This window comes from Modestobacter marinus (assembly GCF_019799945.1).
Classification (GTDB): domain Bacteria; phylum Actinomycetota; class Actinomycetes; order Mycobacteriales; family Geodermatophilaceae; genus Modestobacter; species Modestobacter marinus_B.
Map to the genome: position 1 here is coordinate 42,352 of NZ_JABGCH010000027.1, position 17,792 is coordinate 60,143.

The following is a 17,792-nucleotide window of genomic DNA, read 5'->3' on the forward strand; positions in this document are numbered from 1 at the left end:
GGCGGTCAACGGGGCGCGCCGCACCGGCCCCGTCGCCGCCGGCTCAGCGCGCACTCCGCACACGCCGGAGCCGCCAGCCCGTGCCGGTCCACTCCACCAGGTCGGCGAGCTCGAGCCCGGGCAGCACCCGCAGCACGTCGACGGCGTCGACCCCGGCGACCGACGCCAACCGCTCCGGCGGGACCCCGATCCGCACCGGGCAGGCGTCGAGCACCCGCCGGGCGACGTCCGACAACCCGTCTCGCGGGTCCGCCGCCCGCTCGGCGGGCTGGGCCAGGTCGTGCCCGAACGAGCCCACGGCGTCGAGCACGTGCGCCGCGGAGGCCACCAGGACGGCCTCCGCCTCCCGGTCGCGGAGCAGCTCGTGGCAGCCCACGGACATCGCCGAGGTCACCGGCCCGGGCACCACCATGACCTGCTTGCCCAGCTTCCGGGCCCGGTGCGCGGTCGCCGCCGCGCCGGACCGAGCGGCCGCCTCGACGACCACGGTGCCCCGGGTGAGCGCGGCGATCAGCCGGTTGCGCACCAGGAAGCGGTGCTGGTGCGGCGCGGCGCCCGGTGGCCACTCGCTCACCACCAGCCCGCTGTCGGCGATCCGGTTCAGCAGCGCCCCGTTACCGGCGGGGTAGGGCCGGTCGACCCCGCAGGCGAGCACGGCGATCGTCGGCCCGCCCGCGGCCAGCGCGCCCCGGTGGGCGGCGGCGTCGATCCCGAAGGCGCCGCCGGACACCACCGTCCAGCCCCGCTCCCCCAGCTGGTGGCCGAGCTCGCCGGCGACGTGCTCGCCGTACGCGGTGCACGCCCGCGCCCCGACGACCGCCACCGCCCGGTCGGCGAGCTCGTCGAGCCGCCGCGGCCCACGGACCCACAGCGCGACCGGGGGCACCGGCGCCACCGTCCGTGGCGACTGGCTCCTGGGATCGTCCGGCTCCGCGGCGGTGGCGAGGGTCAGCGAGTGCAGCGGGAACGCCGGCCACTCGTCGTCCTCGGGGACGACCAGCCGCGCGCCGCACCGCTCGGCGCTGCGCAGGTCGGCCAGGCTCTGGTCCTGCTCCGCCCGGGCGCCGACGAGCCCCAGGACCGGAGCGGGCGCGCGGCCCGACCGGATGCGGCGGACCGCCTCCAGCGGGCCCTCCCGGTCCACGAACCGCCAGAAACCGACCGACCCCGGCTCCGCGGCCCGGCTCAGCCAGGCCCGGGCGCGCCGCACCGCCGGCGGCACCCCGCCGTCGATCGCGGGCCCGGGGTCCGCGAGGTCCTCATCGAGGGTGCTCATGCGGCTGCCCGCTGGAGTCGCATGCCCAGGGCCTCGGCGACGTGCTCGGCCCGCGGGCTGGTCGCCCCGGCGAGGTCGGCGAGGGTCCAGGCGACCCGGAGCACGCGGTCAAAGCCGCGGACCGACAGCGACCCCCGCTCCAGCGCCCGCTCGGCCAGCGCAAGCGCGCCACGGGGCACGGGCCAGCGCTCGCGCAGCAACCGGCCCGGGACCTGGCTGTTGACGGCCAGGCCCGTGCCGGCCAGCCGGCTCGCCGCGGCCGAACGTGCCACCCGGACCCGCCGGGCGACCACGGCGGTGGACTCCGGCGGCGCCAGCCCGTCCAGCCAGGCCGCCCGGGTCACCGCCGGCAGCTGCACCCGCAGGTCGATCCGGTCGAGCAGCGGTCCCGAGAGCCGGGACTGGTAGCGGCGCCGCTCCAGCGGGCTGCACGTGCAGGCCACGTCACCGGCCGCACTCGCGCACGGACACGGGTTGGCGGCGAGCACCAACTGGGCCCGGCAGGGAAAGGTCGCCGAGCCCGAGGCCCGGTGGATGGTGACCTCCCCGCGCTCCAGCGGCTGGCGCAGCGTGTCCAGCACCGCCCGCGGGAACTCGGGGGCTTCGTCGAGGAAGAGCACGCCCAGATGGGCCCGGCACAGCGCACCCGGCCGGATCTGGCCCGAGCCGCCGCCGACGAGCGCGACGGTCGAGGCCGAGTGGTGGGGCGCCTCGAAGGTCGGGCGGGTGACCAGCGGCGCACCCGGTGGCAGGGTCCCGGCGATCGAGGCGATCGCGGTCACCTCCAGCGACGACCGTTCGTCCAGCGGCGGCAACAGGCCGGGCAGGCGCTCGGCCAGCATCGTCTTCCCGGCCCCGGGGGGGCCGCTGAGGAACACGTGGTGCCCGCCGGCGGCGGCCACCTCCACCGCCCGCCGGCCGGCCGCCTGCCCCACGACGTCGGCGAGGTCGGGCCCGGGCGGGGCCTCAGGTGCCGCCGAGCGGGTGTGCCCGGGGATCGGCGTCCGGCCCGCGAGATGGGCCACCACCTGCGCCAGGCTGCCGGCCGCGAGCACCTCGATGCCCTCGACCAGCGCGGCCTCGTCGGCGTTGTCCCGCGGGACGACGACGCTGCCGTGCCCGGCCCGGGCGGCCGCCAGCACCGCCGGGAGGACCCCGCGGACCGCGCGGACGCCGCCGTCGAGCCCGAGCTCGCCGAGCAGCACCAGGTCCCGCACCCGGTCGGCGGGCACCACCCGGGTGCCGGCGAGCACGGCGACCGCGAGTGCCAGGTCGAACCCGCTCCCCTGCTTGGGCATGGCCGCCGGGGACAGCCCGATCGTGACCCGGCGCAGCGGGAACTCGTGCCCGACGTTGACCACCGCGGCCCGGACCCGGTCGATCGACTGCCGGACCACGGCGTCGGGCAGGCCGACGAGCACCACCGTCGGCACGCCCGGCGCCAGGTCGACCTCCACCTCGACCATCGCGCCGTGCACCCCGACCAGGCCCACCGACCACGTGCGTGCCAGCGCCATCAGAACGCGTTCCGCAGATGGGTGACCCGGGCCGGCCCCGCGGCGGGGACCTCCACGCCCACCACGTCGAACCGCAGGTCGGGGGCGTGGTGGTCGTGCGCGTCGAGCCACGCCCGCGCCAGGTGGCGCAGGCGCCGTCGCTTGGCCGGCGTCACCGCCTCGGCGGGGGTGCCGTAGCCGGTGCCCGAGCGGGTCTTGACCTCGCAGAAGACCAGGGCGTCGCCGTCCCGGGCGACCACGTCCAGCTCACCGTCCCGGCAGCGCCAGTTGCGGTCCAGGACGTGCAGACCGGAGTCGGTGAGGGCGCGTACGGCGATCCGCTCGCCGTAGGCACCCAGGGCGGCGCGCCGCGCCGGGGGTCGCTCGTCTGTGCTCACGCCGCCACGGTGCTGGGCCCGCACCGGCCCGCGGGAGCCCGGCGAGGGATCTGTGGACGGAGGGCCCGGTTGTGGACGACGACCGGCGCGGGACGGTCAGCGGCTGGTCGGCTGAGCGGGTGACCTACCTCAGCACGACCGCGTGCGGCTCAGGGCAGACGGGGGCCGTCGGGCAGCTCGAGGTCGGGCTTGTCCAGCTCCTCGACGTTGACGTCCTTGAACGTCACCACCCGGACGTTCTTCACGAAGCGGGCCGGGCGGTACATGTCCCACACCCACGCGTCGGAGAGGTTCAGCTCGAAGAACACCTCGCCGCCGGCCTCGCGCACCTGGAGGTCGACGCTGTTGGCCAGGTAGAACCGCCGCTCGGTCTCCACGACGTAGGAGAACTGCCGGACGATGTCCTTGTACTCGCGATAGAGCTGCAGCTCCATCTCGGTCTCGTACTTCTCGAGGTCCTCGGTGCTCATCGCGCGTGCTCCACGAGGGACGGGGTTGCGGCCACGAGCCCGGCTGCGGACAGCGGGGGCGCGGACGGGGACGACGGAGCGTCGGTCGGGAGGAGCACCAGTCCATCATCGTCCATCGCCCCAGCAGTCGGCAGCGGCAGCATCCGCCCGGCGTGTGCCTCGCGCGCCCGGACCACGTTGACGAAGCGCATGCGGTGCTCGGGGCACGGCCCGTGCCGGTCCAGGGCCTGACTGTGCGCCTCGGTGATGTAGCCCTTGTGCACGTCGAACCCGTACTCCGGGAAGCGGTCGTGCAGCTCCAGCATCATCCGGTCCCGGGTCACCTTGGCCAGCACCGAGGCCGCGGCGACGCAGGCCGCGACCCGGTCCCCCTTCCACACGGCGAGCGTGGGCCGGCACAGCCCGCTGACCGGGAAGCCGTCGGTGAGCACGTAGTCGGGCCCGGGCTGCAGGACCCGGACGGCGCGGCGCAGCGCTTCGACGTTGGTGACGTGCATGCCCCGGGCGTCCAGCTCGGGCACCGGGATGACCACCACCGACCACGCCACCGCTCGGTCGACGACCTCGGCGTAGACCCGCTCACGGGCAGCCGCGGTGAGCAGCTTGGAGTCCGCCAGCCCCGGCACGCGGCCACGCCGCCCGGCGGGCAGCACGCACGCGGCGGCCACGAGCGGGCCGGCGCACGCGCCACGGCCGGCCTCGTCGGCACCGGCGACCGCGGGGAAGCCCCGCTGCCGCAGCGAGCGCTCCATCGCCCACAGGGCGTCGGAGACGCCGTCGTCGGGAGCTCGGGTGGAGGCCGGGGGCGCGGATCGGGCAGCCATCGCCTGCCGACCCTACGTCGGCCGGCGGGCGGGCAGGAGAGGCCATGGAGAACGGGACGAGCCGGTCCCCGGGGGAACGGGGGACCGGCTCGCGGGTGACCTCCCGGCCGGCGACGCCGGACCGGTCGGCCGGCCGGGGACGGGCGTGCCGCCCCGGCGAACCCAGTCGGTCCGGGTACCGCGGAACCAGGTGCCCGGACCGACGACGGCCCTCCGGTCAGAGGCCGGAGGAGGTGAAGGAGTGCGTGCCGCAGCTGCAGCCCGGGTGGCGGGCGGAGAGCACGAGGGAGACCGCGTGCGCCCGGTCGCGGGCGCCGAGCTTGCGCAGGATCGCCTTGACGTGGGACTTGACGGTGTCCTCGCTGATGAACAGGTTCTTGCCGATCTGCCGGTTCGACTGCCCCTGGAGCAGCTCGTCGAGGACGTCGGACTCCCGGCGGGTCAGGGGCACCTCGGGCGTCACCTCCCGGGCGACCGGCTCGGCGCCACCTTCGGTGCGCCGGATCTGCGGGTCCACCACCGTGCGCCCGGCGCGGGCGGCGAGGACCGACCAGCCGAGCAGCGTCGGGGAGGTGTTCATCAGCAGGTAGCCGCGGACACCGGCGGCCAGCGCCTCGTTGACCACGGCCGGGTCCTCGGACGTGGCCAGGGCCACGATCGAGATCTGCGGAAAGCGGCGGCGGAGGTCGCGGCAGGCGTTGAGGGTGGCGGCCCGGCCGGAGCCCAGTTCCACCACCACGGCGTCGGGGCGGGCCGACTCGGCGAGGGTGAGCGCGCGGCGGGGCTCTCCCGGGGCGCCCACGGCCTGCAGGCCGGGGGTCTCGTTGACCATGCCGATCAGCCCCCGCCGCAGGACCGGCGCATCCGCGAGGATGAGCACACGGGTCACCCCGCGGGGGGCACTGGCCATCGGTGCAGACATGGGTCCGACCTCTCCGTTCGAATTCTGGCTTCTGTCAGCCATTCCATCGACCGGGAGAACGGGGTGCTTTAACACATTCTCGGACAATTCTCGGGAGATTGTCCGAATGGGGTGCGTGCGGGTCGTCCCGCACCATTCCGGGACGGGTCCCGATCAGCCGGGCGGGCCCTCCCGGCTCGGCCGGGTGTGCACCGGGCGGCGGATGCGCCGCCATCCCGTGCGCGGCGGCCGCCGGGACGGCCCGGCCGCCCGGGCACTGCGGCGACGGCGCCATGCCGTGACCGGCAGCGCGCCGGTGAGCCCGAGCACGTAGGGCACGGCCACCGCCGCGCCGCCCTGCACCGGGACGCCGGCCGCCGACGCCTGCGGCCCCTGGATGTCCGGGCTGCCGATGCCGCCCATCCGGTCCAGCGGCCAGACGATCAGCGCCGCCTTGCCGATGACGTCGTCGACGGCAATCGTCCCGGCGTACTGGTCGCCCATGTGGGCCTTGGAGTCCGCCGACGCCGAGCGGTGGTCCCCCATCACCCACAACCGGCCCTCGGGCACGGTGACCGGGGGGAAGCCCCGGGTCTCGATCGGGGTGTCCTGGTAGATGTACGGCTCGTGGAGCGGTTCCCCGTCGACGGTGACCCGCCCCTCGGGGTCGCAGCACTGCACGGTCTGGCCCGCGGTCGCGATGACCCGCTTGACGAAGTCGTCCTCGCTGGGCGGGGCGAGCCCGATCGTGCGGCCGAGGGTGAGCAGCGCGCCGGAGAACCAGTTGGTGGGCTCCGCGACGGTGATCTCCGGTGCCCAGGTGTCCGGCCCGCGGAACACGACGACGTCGCCGGGCTCGGGCTCGCCGAACCAGTACGGCACCTTGTTGACCAGCACCCGGTCACCGGTGCAGCCGGTGCAGCCGTGCAAGGTCTGCTCCATCGACCCGGAGGGGATGAAGAACGCCTGCACGAGGAACGTCTTCACCAGCAGTGCCAGGACGAAGGCGATGACCAGCAGGACCGGCAGCTCCTTGAGCAGCGACCCCTTCTTCGCGGGCTTCGTCCGGCCGGCGGACGACGAGTCACTGGCGGGGTCCGAGGCGCGCTGCCCGGCCGGGCCGGCGGGGTCCGGGGCGGGCTGCCCGGCCGGGCCGGCGGGGTCGTGGGTGCTCATCGCCGTCCAGCCTACGGTCCGGTGCGGCTGCGGTCCGGCGACCCGCCTGGCCAGCGGCCCGGTCGGCAGGGTGCGCCGGGAACGAGAACGGGCCGGCTGCCCAGTGGCAGCCGGCCCGTGCGGGCGTCGCTGAGGTCAGCGAGCGACGACCTCGCGCTTCTCCTTGATCTTGGCGGCCTTGCCGCGCAGCTCGCGGAGGTAGTACAGCTTCGCCCGGCGGACGTCGCCGCGGGTGAGGACCTCGATCTTCTCCACGACCGGGGTGTGCACCGGAAAGGTGCGCTCCACGCCGACGCCGAAGCTGACCTTGCGCACGGTGAAGGTCTCGCGGATGCCGCCGCCCTGACGGCGGATCACGACGCCCTGGAAGACCTGGATGCGCGATCGGTTGCCCTCGATGACCCGCACGTGCACCTTCACGGTGTCCCCGGGGCGGAACTCGGGGATGTCGTCGCGCAGCGACTCGGTGTCGAGGGCGTCCAGGGTGTTCATCGCAGCAGTCCTCAGTTCTGGCGGAAACTCGTCGTCGTACGGACAGCGGTGTCCCGGCGTGTCCGTACCGGAAGGTCGCGCTCCACGGCCCGCGACGGAGTCGTCAGGCGCGGAGCCACCGTCGACGGGAGCCAACGGCGTGCAGCAGCTCTCTACTGTGCCACATCGTCAGCAGACGACGCGCGGCGGCCCCGACCACGGGCCGCTCAGCAGCGCCGGGAGGGCCGTCGGGAGCTCGCGTGGGGCGAACCTCACACCGCGGGCGCCGATCTCCGCCGCGCTCCACCACCGGTGCGGCTCGTCGGCGGCCAGCTCGAGCTCCGTGCGTCCCCGGCCGTCCACCTCGTGCACCACGTCCCGCAGCACGAAGAACGTCTCGCGGGAGTCGACCAGCCGGTCCCCCCACGCGGCGACGTGGCGGCGCAGCCAGACCGGGCCCTCCAGAGCAGCCGGGTCGACCCGGAGCCCGACCTCCTCGGCGAGCTCGCGGGCGGCGGCGGTGCGCAGGTCCTCGCCGTCCTCCACTCCCCCACCCGGCGCGTACCAGAAGCGGACCGGGTCACCGGCGTCCGGCGCCGCACCCCGGGAGCCGAAGAGCAGCAGCCGCCGGTCGCGGTCCAGCACCAGCACGCGGCTGGTCGGCCGCACCCAGGCGGCGGTCACGGCTGGGGGTCGGCGTCCAGCGCGGCCCGGTCCGCGGCGCTCAGCGTGCCCTCGGCGAGGCCGGCCAGCAGGTCGGGACGGCGGTCGGCGGTGCGCCGCAGCGACTGCTCCCGGCGCCACCGGGCGATCGCGGCGTGGTCGCCGGACAACAGCACGGGCGGCACCTCGTGACCCCGCCAGGACGCCGGCCGGGTGTAGGACGGCCCCTCGAGCAGCCCGTCGGCGTGCGAGTCGTACTCGACGGAATCCGCGTTGCCCACCACGCCGGGGATCAGCCGGGTGACGGCCTCGACCATCACCAGCGTCGCGGACTCCCCGCCGGCGAGCACGTAGTCACCGATCGAGACCTCCGACACCGGCCCGGAGTCGGCCGCCCACTCGGCCACGCGCTGGTCGATGCCCTCGTACCGGCCGCAGGCGAAGACCAGGCCCGGCTCGGTGGCCCACTGCGCGGCGGTGGCCTGGGTGAAGGGCCGCCCGGCCGGCGTGGGCACGACCAGGCGGGTGCCGGGCGGGCGGACGGCCTCCAGCGCGCGGGCCCACGGTTCCGGGCGCATGACCATGCCGGGCCCGCCGCCGTAGGGCGAGTCGTCGACGGTGCGGTGCACGTCGTCGGTCCACTGCCGCAGGTCGTGGACGGCGACGGTGACCAGCCCGCGGGCGGCCGCCCTGCCCAGCAGCGACTGGCCCAGCGGGGCGAGGTACTCGGGGAAGATCGTGACGACGTCGATGCGGAACCCGGTCACAGCACCCCCTCGCTGGCGCTCGTCGGCCCCGCGACCGGGCGGTGCTGTGCCTCCGGTGACCTCGCGAGCTGGGTCACAGGTCCAGGAGCCCCTCCGGCGGGTCGACGACCACGCGCCCGCCGGGCACGTCGACCGTGGGCACCATCGCCGCGACGAACGGCACGAGCAGGTCACCGCCCTCGGGACGGCGCACGACGAGCAGGTCCGTGCCCTCGTGGCGCACCCCGGTGACCTCGCCGAGCGGTGAGCCGTCGGGCAGCTCCGCGGCGAGACCGACCAGCTCGTGGTCGTAGAAGTCGTCGGGGTCGTCGAGCTCGGGCAGGTCGGTGACCGGCACCAGGAGCTGGGTGTTGCGCAGCGCGTCGGCGGACTCCCGGTCGGCGATCAGCTCGCCGTCCGGGCCGGTCAGCTGCAGCAGCAGCGTGCCGCTGTGCCAGCGGGCGGCGGCCACGGTCAGCGGTCCCCGGGCAGCGGGGTCGGTGAGCAGCACCGCGCCGCTGGTGAAACGGAGGTCGGGGTCGTCGGTGCGGACCTCGACGGTGACCTGACCACGGACACCGTGGGGCCGGCCGATGCGGCCGACCACCACGGTGTCGGTGTGAGGCTGGGCGCCGTCGGCGCCGGGGGTGCTCAGCGCCCGTCGGTGTCGACGACGTCGACCCGCAGGCCGCGGCCGCCGACACCGGTCATCACCTGGCGCAGGGCCTTCGCCGTGCGCCCGCCGCGACCGATGACCTTGCCGAGGTCGTCGGGGTGCACCCGGACCTCGAGGGTCTTGCCGCGCCGGCCGTTGACCAGGTCGACGACGACGTCGTCGGGGTTGTCGACGATGCCCTTGACCAGGTGCTCGAGCGCCTCTTCGAGCACGTCTTACTCGGCGGGAGTCTCGGCCGGGGCGCCCGCGGCGGTCCCGGAGCCGGCGGCACCGGCGGCCTCGGCGACTGCCTCGGCCGGGGCGGAGGCGGCGTCGGTCTTGGGGGCGGCCTTCTTGCGCGGGGTGGTCGCCTCGGCGGCCGGCTCGTTGCCGGCAGCGCGCGCGGCCTCCTCGTAGATGGCCTTCTTGTCGGCCTTGGGGGCCGCGACCTTCATCGGGGCCGGAGCCGGCTCGCCCTTGAACTTCTGCCAGTCACCGGTCACCCGGAGGATGGCGGCGACGGCCTCGGTCGGCTGGGCGCCGACGCCGAGCCAGTACTGGGCGCGCTCGCTGTCGACCTCGATGAAGGAGGGGTCCTCCTTCGGGTGGTACTTGCCGATGGTCTCGATCGACCGGCCGTCCCGCTTGGTGCGGGCGTCGGCGACGACGATGCGGTAGTACGGCGCGCGCATCTTGCCCAGGCGCATGAGCTTGATCTTGGTGGCCACGGTGTGTGGTGTGCTCCTCGAACGCGGTGTGGTTGCTCGCCGGACGGACGCGTGGGGGTACGCCGGGGCGGAGCGATGGACACGGGCGGGGATGGTGAGAGGGCCGCCCACCGCCGTGTTCGACCGTCCATTGTGCCAGACGTCCGAAACGGCGGTGGGGCCGCGCCCGAGGGCGGCCCTCAGCCGCGGACGGCGGCGACCACGGCGGCCGCGGCGTCGGCGACCGGGACCTCGGACCGCTCCCCCGTCGCCCGGTCGCGCAGCTCGATGACGCCGTCGGCCAGCCCGCGGCCCACGGTGACGATCGTCGGCATGCCCAGCAGCTCGGCGTCCTTGAACTTCACCCCGGGCGAGACCTTCGGCCGGTCGTCGAGGAGGACGGTCAGCCCCGCGGCGACCAGCTCCCCGGCCAGCGTCTCGGCGTACTCGAAGACGGCGGCGTCCTTGCCGGTGGCGACCAGGTGGACGTCGGCCGGCGCGACCTCGCGCGGCCAGACCAGGCCCAGCTCGTCGTGCGTGGACTCGGCGATGGCGGCGACCGCGCGGGAGACCCCGATGCCGTACGAGCCCATGGTGACGGTGACGAGCTTGCCGTTCTCGTCGAGCACCTTGAGGTCGAGGGCCTCGGCGTACTTGCGCCCCAGCTGGAAGATGTGGCCCAGCTCCACGCCGCGGGCCAGCTCGAGCGGGCCGGAGCCGTCCGGCGCGGGGTCGCCCGGGAGCACCTCGGCGGCCTCGATGACGCCGTCCCAGGTGAAATCCCGGCCGGCGACCAGGTCGAACACGTGCTTGCCCGGCTCGTTGGCCCCGGTGATCCACCGGGTGCCGGGCACGACCCGCGGGTCGACCAGGAAGCGGATGCCGGTCTTGCTCTCGCTGCCGAGCACCTGCGGCCCGATGTAGCCCTTCACGAGGTCCGGGTGGGCGGCGAAGTCGGTGAACGGCTCGACCTCGGCCGGGGACACCTGCGCCTCCAGCCGCTTGGCGTCGACCTCGCGGTCACCGGGCAGGCCGACGACCAGCGGCTCGCGGGTGCCGTCCGGGTGCACCAGGATGACGACGACGTTCTTCAGCGTGTCCGCCGCGGTGTACCCGGCGTCCGGGAACACCTGCCGGGCGACGGCGACCAGCGTCTCGATGGTCGGGGTGTCCGGGGTGTCCTCGACGTGCGCCTCGGGCAGGCCGTCGAACGGGATCGCCTCCGGGACGACGGTGGTGACCGCCTCCACGTTGGCCGCGTACCCGCCGGGCGAGCGGACGAAGGTGTCCTCACCGATCGACGTGGGGTGCAGGAACTCCTCGCTCCTGGACCCGCCCATCGCCCCGGACATCGCGGACACGATCACGTACTCCAGGCCGAGCCGGTCGAAGACCTTGATGTAGGCCTCGCGGTGCGCGGCGTAGGAGCGGTCCAGTCCGGCGTCGTCGACGTCGAACGAGTAGCTGTCCTTCATCGTGAACTCGCGGCCGCGGAACAGCCCGGCCCGGGGCCGCGCCTCGTCCCGGTACTTGGTCTGGATCTGGTACAGCGTGGCCGGCAGGTCCTTGTAGGAGCCGTAGAGGTCCTTCACCAGGAGGGTGAACATCTCCTCGTGGGTGGGGCCCAGCAGGTAGTCACCGCCCCGCCGGTCCTTGAGCCGGAAGAGGTTGTCGCCGTACTCGGTCCAGCGGTTGGTGGCCTCGTAGGGCTCGCGCGGCAGCAGCGCCGGGAAGTGCACCTCCTGCCCGCCCATCGCGTCCATCTCCTCGCGGACGACGCGCTCGACGTTGCGGAACACCCGGTAGCCCAGCGGCAGCCAGGTGAACCCGCCCGGCGCCGCCCGCCGGATGTAGCCGCCACGCACCAGCAGACGGTGGCTGGGGACCTCCGCATCGGCCGGGTCGTCGCGCAGGGTACGCAGGAACAGGGTGGACATCCGCAACAGCACGGGCCCAGTCTCCCAGGCGCCCGGCGCGGGTCGTCCACGGGTTTCCCACCCGCGCCGGGCCCGCGCCCCCGGCCGGGCGTCCCCGGCCGGGCGGTGCGGTGTCAGTCGTCCGAGCCGTGCCCGCCGCGGTCCCCGCCGTGGTCGTCACCCGGCGGGTCGTCGGAGCCGTGCCCACCTCCGCTGCGGCCGTCGGAGTCGTCGCCCGACCCGGAGGCGCTCGCCGGGGCCAGCGTGCTGCTGCCGCGCCCGCTGCTGTCGTCGGCCTGGGGTCCCTCGACCGAGAACTGCGGCGTGCCGGCGACGCACGCGACGCGCACCTCTATCTCCAGCGTGCCGTTCTCGAACTCCACCTTGCCCAGGTCGTTCGAGTCGTCGAGCCACCAGCCCGGGGTCGGCGCGCTGGCCAGCACGGGAACGCCGTCGGCGCAGGAGGCGTACACCGAGCCGCCGTCCGTGACGTGCTGACCGTCGGTGACCACGGGCGGCGGGTCGGTGGGTGTCGGGTCGGCCGTCGGGGAGGTCGAGGATGTCGGGGTCGCCGGGCTCGAGGTCGCCGGGCTCGCGTCGGCCGTGCCGGACGGGGTGGAGGTGACCGACGCCGGCTGGCTGCCGGGCGAGGCCGAGGCATCGACCAGCGACACGGCGAGGAGTCCGAGGCCGACGGCCGCGGCCGCCGCGGCGGTCCAGGCGGAGCCGAGGAGGAGGGTTCGCTTCATGTCGAAGACCTTCTCGCCGGCCAGGTCAAGGGCACGCTAAGGAGTGATCAAGACCGGGCAGACCGGTCCCCGTGCCCGGATCGGACACTAGCGTCCGCTCCGTGGCACACCTGCTGGTGATCGAGGACGACGAGCGGATCCGCACTGCGCTGATCCGGGCGCTCCGCGACCGCGGGCACGCCGTCACCTCGGCCGGCACGGCGCTGGCCGGCCTGCAGCAGGCGGTCGAGGACCGTCCCGACCTCGTCGTCCTGGACCTGGGGCTGCCCGACCTGGACGGCCGGGAGCTGCTGCGCATGCTGCGGGCCGTGTCCACCGTGCCGGTGGTGGTGGCGACGGCGCGGGACGACGACGGCAGCGTGGTGCAGGCCCTGGACGCCGGCGCCGACGACTACGTGGTCAAGCCCTTCCGGGCCGACCAGCTCGAGGCCCGCATCCGCGCCGTGCTGCGCCGGGCGGCCGGCCCCGCCGACGCGGGCCCGGCGCCGATCACCGTGGGCCGCCTGACGGTGGACCCGCGCAGCCGCCGGGTCACCCTCGGCGAGCGACCGGTGGACCTGTCCCCCAAGGAGTTCGACCTGCTGGCCTACCTCGCGGCCCGGCAGGGTGCCGTGGTCTCCAAGCGGGAGCTGCTCACCGAGGTGTGGCGGCTGCCGTACGGCGGAGCCGACAAGACCGTGGACGTGCACCTGTCGTGGCTGCGCCGCAAGCTCGGCGAGTCCGCCGCGGCACCGCAGCTGCTGCGGACGGTGCGGGGCGTCGGCGTCCGGCTGGCCGAGCCCGGGTCGTGAGACGTCAGATCACCCTGCTGGTGGCCGCGACGACGTCGATCGTCCTGCTGGCCTTCCTGCTGCCGGCCGCCTCACTGGTCGCCCGGGTCGCGGAGGCGCGTGCGCTGGACACCGCCCAGGCGCAGTTGCAGCTGCTCATCCCGTCGGTGGGCCTGGACGAGCGGGCCGACGTCGCCGCGGGCGTGGCCGCCGGGGCCGGCTCCGGGCACACCGTGAGCGTGCGCTGGGTCGACGGGACGTGGCTCGGCCCGACCGGCCGGCTGGGGCCGGACGACGCCCCGGCGTCGGCGGACGTGGTCGAGGGCGACGAGGGCACCCGCCTGGTGCAGCCGGTCCGGCGCGCGGACGGGACGGCGGTCATCGAGGTGTTCGTCCCCGCCGACCAGCTGCGCGCCGGGGTGATCCGTACCTGGGTCGTGCTCGCCGGTCTCGGCGTGATGCTCCTGCTCCTGGCGCTGCTGGTCGCCGACCGGCTCGCCCGCTCGCTCACCCGGCCGTTGACCGAGCTGGCGAGCACGGCCCACCGGCTCGGCGGCGGCGACCTCTCCGCCCGCGCGACGCCGGGCGGCCCCGCCGAGGTACGCGACGTCGGCCTGGCGGTGAACCGGCTGGCCGGGCGGATCGGCGAGCTGCTAGCCGCCGAACGGGAGGCCGCCGCCGACCTCGCGCACCGGCTGCGCACGCCGCTGACCGCGCTGCGGCTGGACGTGGAGTCGCTTCCCCCCGACGGGCGGGAGCGGGTGCTGGACGACGTCGACGCGCTGAGCCGCGGCATCGACGAGGTGATCACCGAGGCGCGGCGACCGGTCCGCGAGGGCCTGGGCGCCGCGACCGACGCGACCGCGGTGGTGGCCGACCGCGTGCGGTTCTGGGCGGTGCTGGCCGAGGAGGAGCGCCGCGTGGTCTCCGTGCAGCTGCCCGACACCGAGGTCCCAGTCCGGGCCGCGCCCAGCGACCTGGCCGCGGCCCTGGACGCCCTGCTCGGCAACGTCTTCGCGCACACCCCCGAGGGCACCGGCTTCCGCGTCGCCGTCAGCCGGTCGTCCGGGGGTGGGGCGGAGGTCGTCGTCGCCGACTCCGGCCCGGGGCTCGTCGACTCGGTCACCGCGGTGGCGCGCGGGACCAGTGGGCGCGGGTCGACCGGGCTCGGCCTGGACATCGCGCGGCGGACCGCCGAGGCGTCCGGCGGCTCGATGCGGCTGGCGACGTCCCCGGCCGGGACCGTCGTGACGCTCGAGCTGGGCAGCGCCTGGCCCGGCCGCTCAGCCGACGACGCGGCCGCGCAGCACCAGTCGTTGCGGCCGCTGTAACGAGTCGAGGTCCGCGCGCGGGTCGGTCGCGTAGACGACGAGGTCCGCCGGGGCACCTTCCTCGATGCACGGCAGCCCCAGCCACTCGCGGGCCCGCCAGGACGCCGCGGCCACCGCCGCCTCCGCGGGCAGGCCGGCGGCGTGCAGCGCGCGCACCTCGTCGGCGATCAGCCCGTGGTCCACCCCGCCGCCGGCGTCGGTGCCGGCGAAGACCGGCACGCCGGCCTCGTACGCGGCCCGGACCACGGCGCCGCTGGACGCGTACAGCCGCCGCATCGTGGAGGCGTAGGCCGGGAACCGCTGCTCCCCCGCCGCGGCGAACTCCGGGAAGTTCTGCACGTTCACCAGCGTAGGGACGACGGCGGTGCCCCGGGCGGCCATCTCCCCCACCAGGTCCTCGGTGAGCCCGGTGCCGTGCTCGATGCAGTCGATGCCCGCGCGGATCAGGCCGGGCAGCGCGTCGGTGCCGAAGGTGTGCGCGGTGACCCGCGCGCCCTCCTCGTGCGCGGCGGCGATCGCCGCGGCCACCGCGTCGGCCGGCCACTCGGGCGCGAGGTCGCCGACGCCGCGGTCGATCCAGTCGCCGACCAGCTTGACCCAGCCGTCGCCGCGGCGGGCCTGCACGCGTACCTGGTCGGCCAGCTCCGCCGGCTCCAGCTCGATCGCGAGGTCGGGGACGTAGCGCCGAGGGGCGGCCAGGTGCCGGCCGGCCCGGATGATGCGCGGCAGGTCCTCGTGCTCGTCGAGCACCCGGGTGTCGACCGGGGACCCGCAGTCGCGCAGCGCCAGCACCCCCGCATCCCGCTCCACCAGCGCCTGGGCCCGCAGCCCCTCGAGGTCGGCGACGTGCACACCGCCGCGGCCGATCCCGACGTGGCAGTGCGCGTCGACCAGCCCGGGCAGCAGGAAGCCGCCCCGGCTGACCGTCTCCGCGCCGGGCACCGGCTCGAAGGTGATCCGCCCGTCGCGCACCCACACGTCCCGGTGCACGCCCTCCGGCAGGACGACGCCGGAGAGGTGCAGCGCGGGACCGGTCACTGCTCGGGCCGGTCGTCCTTGAACTTGCTGAAGTCGAGCTTGCTGAGGTCGGGCATCCCCTGGCCGGGCGGCAGGCCGGGCAGTCCACCGGGCAGCTGGCCACCGGGGAGCTGCCCCGGCAGCCCACCGGGAAAACCACCCGCGCCGGGCGGGCCGATCGGCCGCCGCGCCGGGCCGCCCTTGCCCTTCCCCTTGCCCTTCTTGCCCTTGCTGCGGGCCTGGACCTGGTTCTGCCGGCCGCGCTGCTTCTTCGACATCGGGCCCATGCCGGGCAGGCCCATGCTCCCGGCCATCTGGCCCATCATCTTCTGCGCCTGGACGAAGCGCTCCAGCAGCTGGTTGACGTCGGTGACGCTGACCCCGGAGCCGTTGGCGATGCGCACCCGGCGCGAGGCGTTGATGATCTTGGAGTTGACCCGCTCCTCCGGCGTCATCGAGCGGATGATCGCCGCGGTGCGGTCCAGGTCCCGGTCGTCGACCTGCTTGAGCTGCTCCTTCATCTGCCCGGCCCCGGGCAGCATGCCGAGCAGGTTGGCGATCGGCCCCATCTTGCGGATGGCGAGCATCTGCTCGAGGAAGTCCTCGAGGGTGAAGCCCTCGCGGGAGGCGAGCTTGCCGGCCATCTTCTCGGCCTGGTCGGCGTCGAAGGCCTGCTCCGCCTGCTCGATCAGGGTCAGCACGTCGCCCATGCCGAGGATGCGCGAGGCCATCCGCTCGGGGTGGAAGACGTCGAAGTCGGCCAGCTTCTCGCCGGTGGAGGCGAACATGATCGGCTGGCCGGTGATGTGCCGGACCGACAGGGCGGCACCACCGCGGGCGTCGCCGTCGAGCTTGGTCAGGACGACGCCGGTGAAGCCGACGCCCTCCTGGAAAGCGGTCGCCGTGGTCACGGCGTCCTGGCCGATCATCGCGTCGACGACGAACAGCGTCTCGTCGGGCTGGACGACGTCCCGGATCGCGGCGGCCTGCGCCATCATCTCCGCGTCGATGCCCAGCCGGCCGGCGGTGTCGACGACGACGACGTCGTGCATCGTCCGCCGGGCGTGGTCGATGGACGCCGCGGCGACGGCGACCGGGTCACCCACACCGCTGCCGGGCTCGGGGGCAAAGACGTCGACCCCCGCCTGGCCGGCGACCACCGACAGCTGCTGGACGGCGTTGGGGCGCTGGAGGTCGGCCGCCACGAGCAGCGGGGCGTGCCCCTGCGCCTTGAGCCACCGGCCGAGCTTCCCGGCGAGGGTGGTCTTCCCGGTGCCCTGCAGGCCGGCGAGCATGATCACCGTCGGCGACTGCTTGGCGTAGCGGATCCGCCGGGTCTCACCACCGAGGACGGCGATGAGCTCCTCGTTGACGATCTTGATTATCTGCTGGGCCGGGTTCAGCGCCTGGGAGACCTCGGCCCCGCGGGCCCGCTCCTTGACCGAGGCGATGAAGGAGCGGACGACCGGCAGGGCCACGTCGGCCTCGAGCAGCGCGATCCGGATCTCGCGCGCCGTGGCGTCGATGTCCTCGTCGGAGAGCCGGCCCTTGCCGCGCAGGCCGGTGAAGACCTTGTCCAGGCGGTCGGAGAGGGTCTCGAACACAACACGTCCTCAGGCACTCGGGCGTGCAGCCGCCGTCCGGCCGTAGCCAGGACGGATCGGCTCGGGCTCCCGGGGCCACCCCGGGGCCGTCACGCCACCTGGTCCCAGCGTAATGGCCCCCCTGCAGGGACCCACCGCGAACTCGTGAGCGGGGGCAGCGGGGCCTTCGTCAGGCGGCGCGGCGCCAGGTACGCACCTCGACCGGGTGCGCGTCCCCGCCGGTGTAGGCGGCGCCACACCCGGTGCAGATCCACTCGGGGCACTCGCCGCCGTCGTCGGTGTGGCCGTCCACGCAGGGCGGCTGCTCGAAGTCGGTGTCCTGGGCACAGGTGGGGCAGGGCCAGGTACGGAGCTCCATGGGGCTCCCCTTCCGTCGTCCGTCGATCACGGCACCGGCTCGTCGTCCGGCACCGGGAACGTCTCACGGGGGTCCGACAGAACCGGGCACCTCCGCCTCCGGCGTGTCGTGCTTGACCGCGACCGGTTGGTACGACTAGTGCCGCGGCTGCCAACCTTCGCCCGGCTGGGCGTGCCTGACTGGGCCCCGTCGAGCGCTGAGCGGACCAGCCTTGTCTCGTCTGATCCTGACTTCCCCGCAGGAGATGCGAGATGGTCCACTCCG

At 75.0% G+C, this 17,792-nt stretch carries 20 protein-coding genes; 2 read left to right on the plus strand and 18 right to left on the minus strand.

Annotated elements, in window-relative coordinates; genetic code table 11:
• Positions 1 to 43 precede the first annotated feature (43 nt).
• The 15 genes from dprA to HK417_RS19315 form a co-directional block, all read right to left on the minus strand.
• Positions 44 to 1,276 (minus strand): DNA-processing protein DprA, encoded by a 1,233-nt coding sequence (gene dprA, locus HK417_RS19245; RefSeq protein WP_222269667.1) that lies wholly within the window; start codon positions 1,274 to 1,276, stop codon positions 44 to 46.
• Positions 1,273 to 2,793 carry a YifB family Mg chelatase-like AAA ATPase gene (locus HK417_RS19250; RefSeq protein WP_222269669.1) on the minus strand — a complete coding sequence of 507 codons (1,521 nt, stop codon included), beginning with the start codon at positions 2,791 to 2,793 and terminating at the stop codon, positions 1,273 to 1,275. The genes dprA and HK417_RS19250 overlap by 4 nt, the downstream gene beginning before the upstream one ends.
• The gene (locus HK417_RS19255; RefSeq protein ID WP_222269671.1) at positions 2,793 to 3,170 is read right to left on the minus strand and encodes a YraN family protein; all 378 of its coding nucleotides are present in this window, start codon (positions 3,168 to 3,170) and stop codon (positions 2,793 to 2,795) included. Before HK417_RS19255 ends, HK417_RS19250 begins: the two co-directional genes overlap by 1 nt.
• A 149-nt stretch (positions 3,171 to 3,319) precedes the next feature.
• Positions 3,320 to 3,640 (minus strand): DUF2469 domain-containing protein, encoded by a 321-nt coding sequence (locus HK417_RS19260; RefSeq protein ID WP_222269673.1) that lies wholly within the window; start codon positions 3,638 to 3,640, stop codon positions 3,320 to 3,322.
• Positions 3,637 to 4,464, minus strand: a complete 828-nt coding sequence (locus tag HK417_RS19265; RefSeq protein WP_222269674.1) for a ribonuclease HII — start codon at positions 4,462 to 4,464, stop codon at positions 3,637 to 3,639. The genes HK417_RS19260 and HK417_RS19265 overlap by 4 nt, the downstream gene beginning before the upstream one ends.
• Positions 4,465 to 4,681: 217 nt before the next feature.
• Positions 4,682 to 5,386: a response regulator transcription factor gene (locus HK417_RS19270; protein ID WP_222269676.1), complete on the minus strand. Its 705-nt coding sequence runs from the start codon at positions 5,384 to 5,386 to the stop codon at positions 4,682 to 4,684.
• A 153-nt stretch (positions 5,387 to 5,539) separates the two neighbouring features.
• Positions 5,540 to 6,541, minus strand: coding sequence for a signal peptidase I (lepB, locus tag HK417_RS19275; protein WP_222269678.1), 1,002 nt, complete (start codon positions 6,539 to 6,541; stop codon positions 5,540 to 5,542).
• Between the two features lie 135 nt (positions 6,542 to 6,676).
• Positions 6,677 to 7,033: a 50S ribosomal protein L19 gene (gene rplS / locus HK417_RS19280; protein ID WP_222269680.1), complete on the minus strand. Its 357-nt coding sequence runs from the start codon at positions 7,031 to 7,033 to the stop codon at positions 6,677 to 6,679.
• A 168-nt stretch (positions 7,034 to 7,201) separates the two neighbouring features.
• Positions 7,202 to 7,696, minus strand: coding sequence for an NUDIX hydrolase (locus HK417_RS19285; RefSeq protein WP_222269681.1), 495 nt, complete (start codon positions 7,694 to 7,696; stop codon positions 7,202 to 7,204).
• Positions 7,693 to 8,442 (minus strand): tRNA (guanosine(37)-N1)-methyltransferase TrmD, encoded by a 750-nt coding sequence (trmD, locus tag HK417_RS19290; RefSeq protein WP_222269683.1) that lies wholly within the window; start codon positions 8,440 to 8,442, stop codon positions 7,693 to 7,695. Before trmD ends, HK417_RS19285 begins: the two co-directional genes overlap by 4 nt.
• A gap of 73 nt (positions 8,443 to 8,515) precedes the next feature.
• Positions 8,516 to 9,031, minus strand: coding sequence for a ribosome maturation factor RimM (gene rimM / locus HK417_RS19295; protein WP_308123711.1), 516 nt, complete (start codon positions 9,029 to 9,031; stop codon positions 8,516 to 8,518).
• 41 nt (positions 9,032 to 9,072) lie between these two features.
• Positions 9,073 to 9,309 carry an RNA-binding protein gene (locus tag HK417_RS19300; protein ID WP_014742367.1) on the minus strand — a complete coding sequence of 79 codons (237 nt, stop codon included), beginning with the start codon at positions 9,307 to 9,309 and terminating at the stop codon, positions 9,073 to 9,075.
• Between the two features lie 3 nt (positions 9,310 to 9,312).
• Positions 9,313 to 9,804 carry a 30S ribosomal protein S16 gene (gene rpsP, locus HK417_RS19305; protein WP_222269685.1) on the minus strand — a complete coding sequence of 164 codons (492 nt, stop codon included), beginning with the start codon at positions 9,802 to 9,804 and terminating at the stop codon, positions 9,313 to 9,315.
• A 179-nt stretch (positions 9,805 to 9,983) separates the two neighbouring features.
• Complete coding sequence (locus HK417_RS19310; RefSeq protein ID WP_222269687.1) at positions 9,984 to 11,732, minus strand: proline--tRNA ligase; 1,749 nt, start codon at positions 11,730 to 11,732, stop codon at positions 9,984 to 9,986.
• Positions 11,733 to 11,833: 101 nt separating this feature from the next.
• On the minus strand, positions 11,834 to 12,448 hold the full coding sequence (locus HK417_RS19315) for a hypothetical protein (RefSeq protein ID WP_222269689.1): 615 nt from the start codon (positions 12,446 to 12,448) through the stop codon (positions 11,834 to 11,836).
• Positions 12,449 to 12,549: 101 nt separating this feature from the next.
• Here HK417_RS19315 and HK417_RS19320 point away from each other — a divergent pair, with 101 nt between their 5' ends.
• A complete protein-coding gene (locus HK417_RS19320; protein ID WP_222269691.1) occupies positions 12,550 to 13,239 on the plus strand; it encodes a response regulator transcription factor in 690 nt (229 codons plus the stop codon).
• Positions 13,236 to 14,549 (plus strand): sensor histidine kinase, encoded by a 1,314-nt coding sequence (locus HK417_RS19325; protein ID WP_222269693.1) that lies wholly within the window; start codon positions 13,236 to 13,238, stop codon positions 14,547 to 14,549. Before HK417_RS19320 ends, HK417_RS19325 begins: the two co-directional genes overlap by 4 nt.
• Here HK417_RS19325 and HK417_RS19330 read toward each other — a convergent pair.
• The 3 genes from HK417_RS19330 to HK417_RS19340 form a co-directional block, all read right to left on the minus strand.
• A complete protein-coding gene (locus HK417_RS19330; protein ID WP_222269695.1) occupies positions 14,502 to 15,587 on the minus strand; it encodes an amidohydrolase family protein in 1,086 nt (361 codons plus the stop codon). The two genes, HK417_RS19325 and HK417_RS19330, sit on opposite strands and share 48 nt — an antisense overlap.
• Positions 15,584 to 17,170 (minus strand): signal recognition particle protein, encoded by a 1,587-nt coding sequence (ffh, locus tag HK417_RS19335; protein WP_222269697.1) that lies wholly within the window; start codon positions 17,168 to 17,170, stop codon positions 15,584 to 15,586. Before ffh ends, HK417_RS19330 begins: the two co-directional genes overlap by 4 nt.
• Positions 17,171 to 17,339: 169 nt before the next feature.
• Positions 17,340 to 17,528 (minus strand): hypothetical protein, encoded by a 189-nt coding sequence (locus tag HK417_RS19340; protein WP_222269699.1) that lies wholly within the window; start codon positions 17,526 to 17,528, stop codon positions 17,340 to 17,342.
• Positions 17,529 to 17,792 lie beyond the last annotated feature (264 nt).

Coding starts and splice junctions, on each gene's coding strand:
- lepB (WP_222269678.1), bottom strand. CDS start 6,541: ATGAGCACCCACGACCCCGCCGGCCCGGCCGGGCAGCCCGCCCCGGAC.
- HK417_RS19260 (WP_222269673.1), bottom strand. CDS start 3,640: ATGAGCACCGAGGACCTCGAGAAGTACGAGACCGAGATGGAGCTGCAG.
- HK417_RS19340 (WP_222269699.1), bottom strand. CDS start 17,528: ATGGAGCTCCGTACCTGGCCCTGCCCCACCTGTGCCCAGGACACCGAC.
- HK417_RS19270 (WP_222269676.1), bottom strand. CDS start 5,386: ATGTCTGCACCGATGGCCAGTGCCCCCCGCGGGGTGACCCGTGTGCTC.
- rplS (WP_222269680.1), bottom strand. CDS start 7,033: ATGAACACCCTGGACGCCCTCGACACCGAGTCGCTGCGCGACGACATC.
- dprA (WP_222269667.1), bottom strand. CDS start 1,276: ATGAGCACCCTCGATGAGGACCTCGCGGACCCCGGGCCCGCGATCGAC.
- HK417_RS19265 (WP_222269674.1), bottom strand. CDS start 4,464: ATGGCTGCCCGATCCGCGCCCCCGGCCTCCACCCGAGCTCCCGACGAC.
- HK417_RS19315 (WP_222269689.1), bottom strand. CDS start 12,448: ATGAAGCGAACCCTCCTCCTCGGCTCCGCCTGGACCGCCGCGGCGGCC.
- HK417_RS19250 (WP_222269669.1), bottom strand. CDS start 2,793: ATGGCGCTGGCACGCACGTGGTCGGTGGGCCTGGTCGGGGTGCACGGC.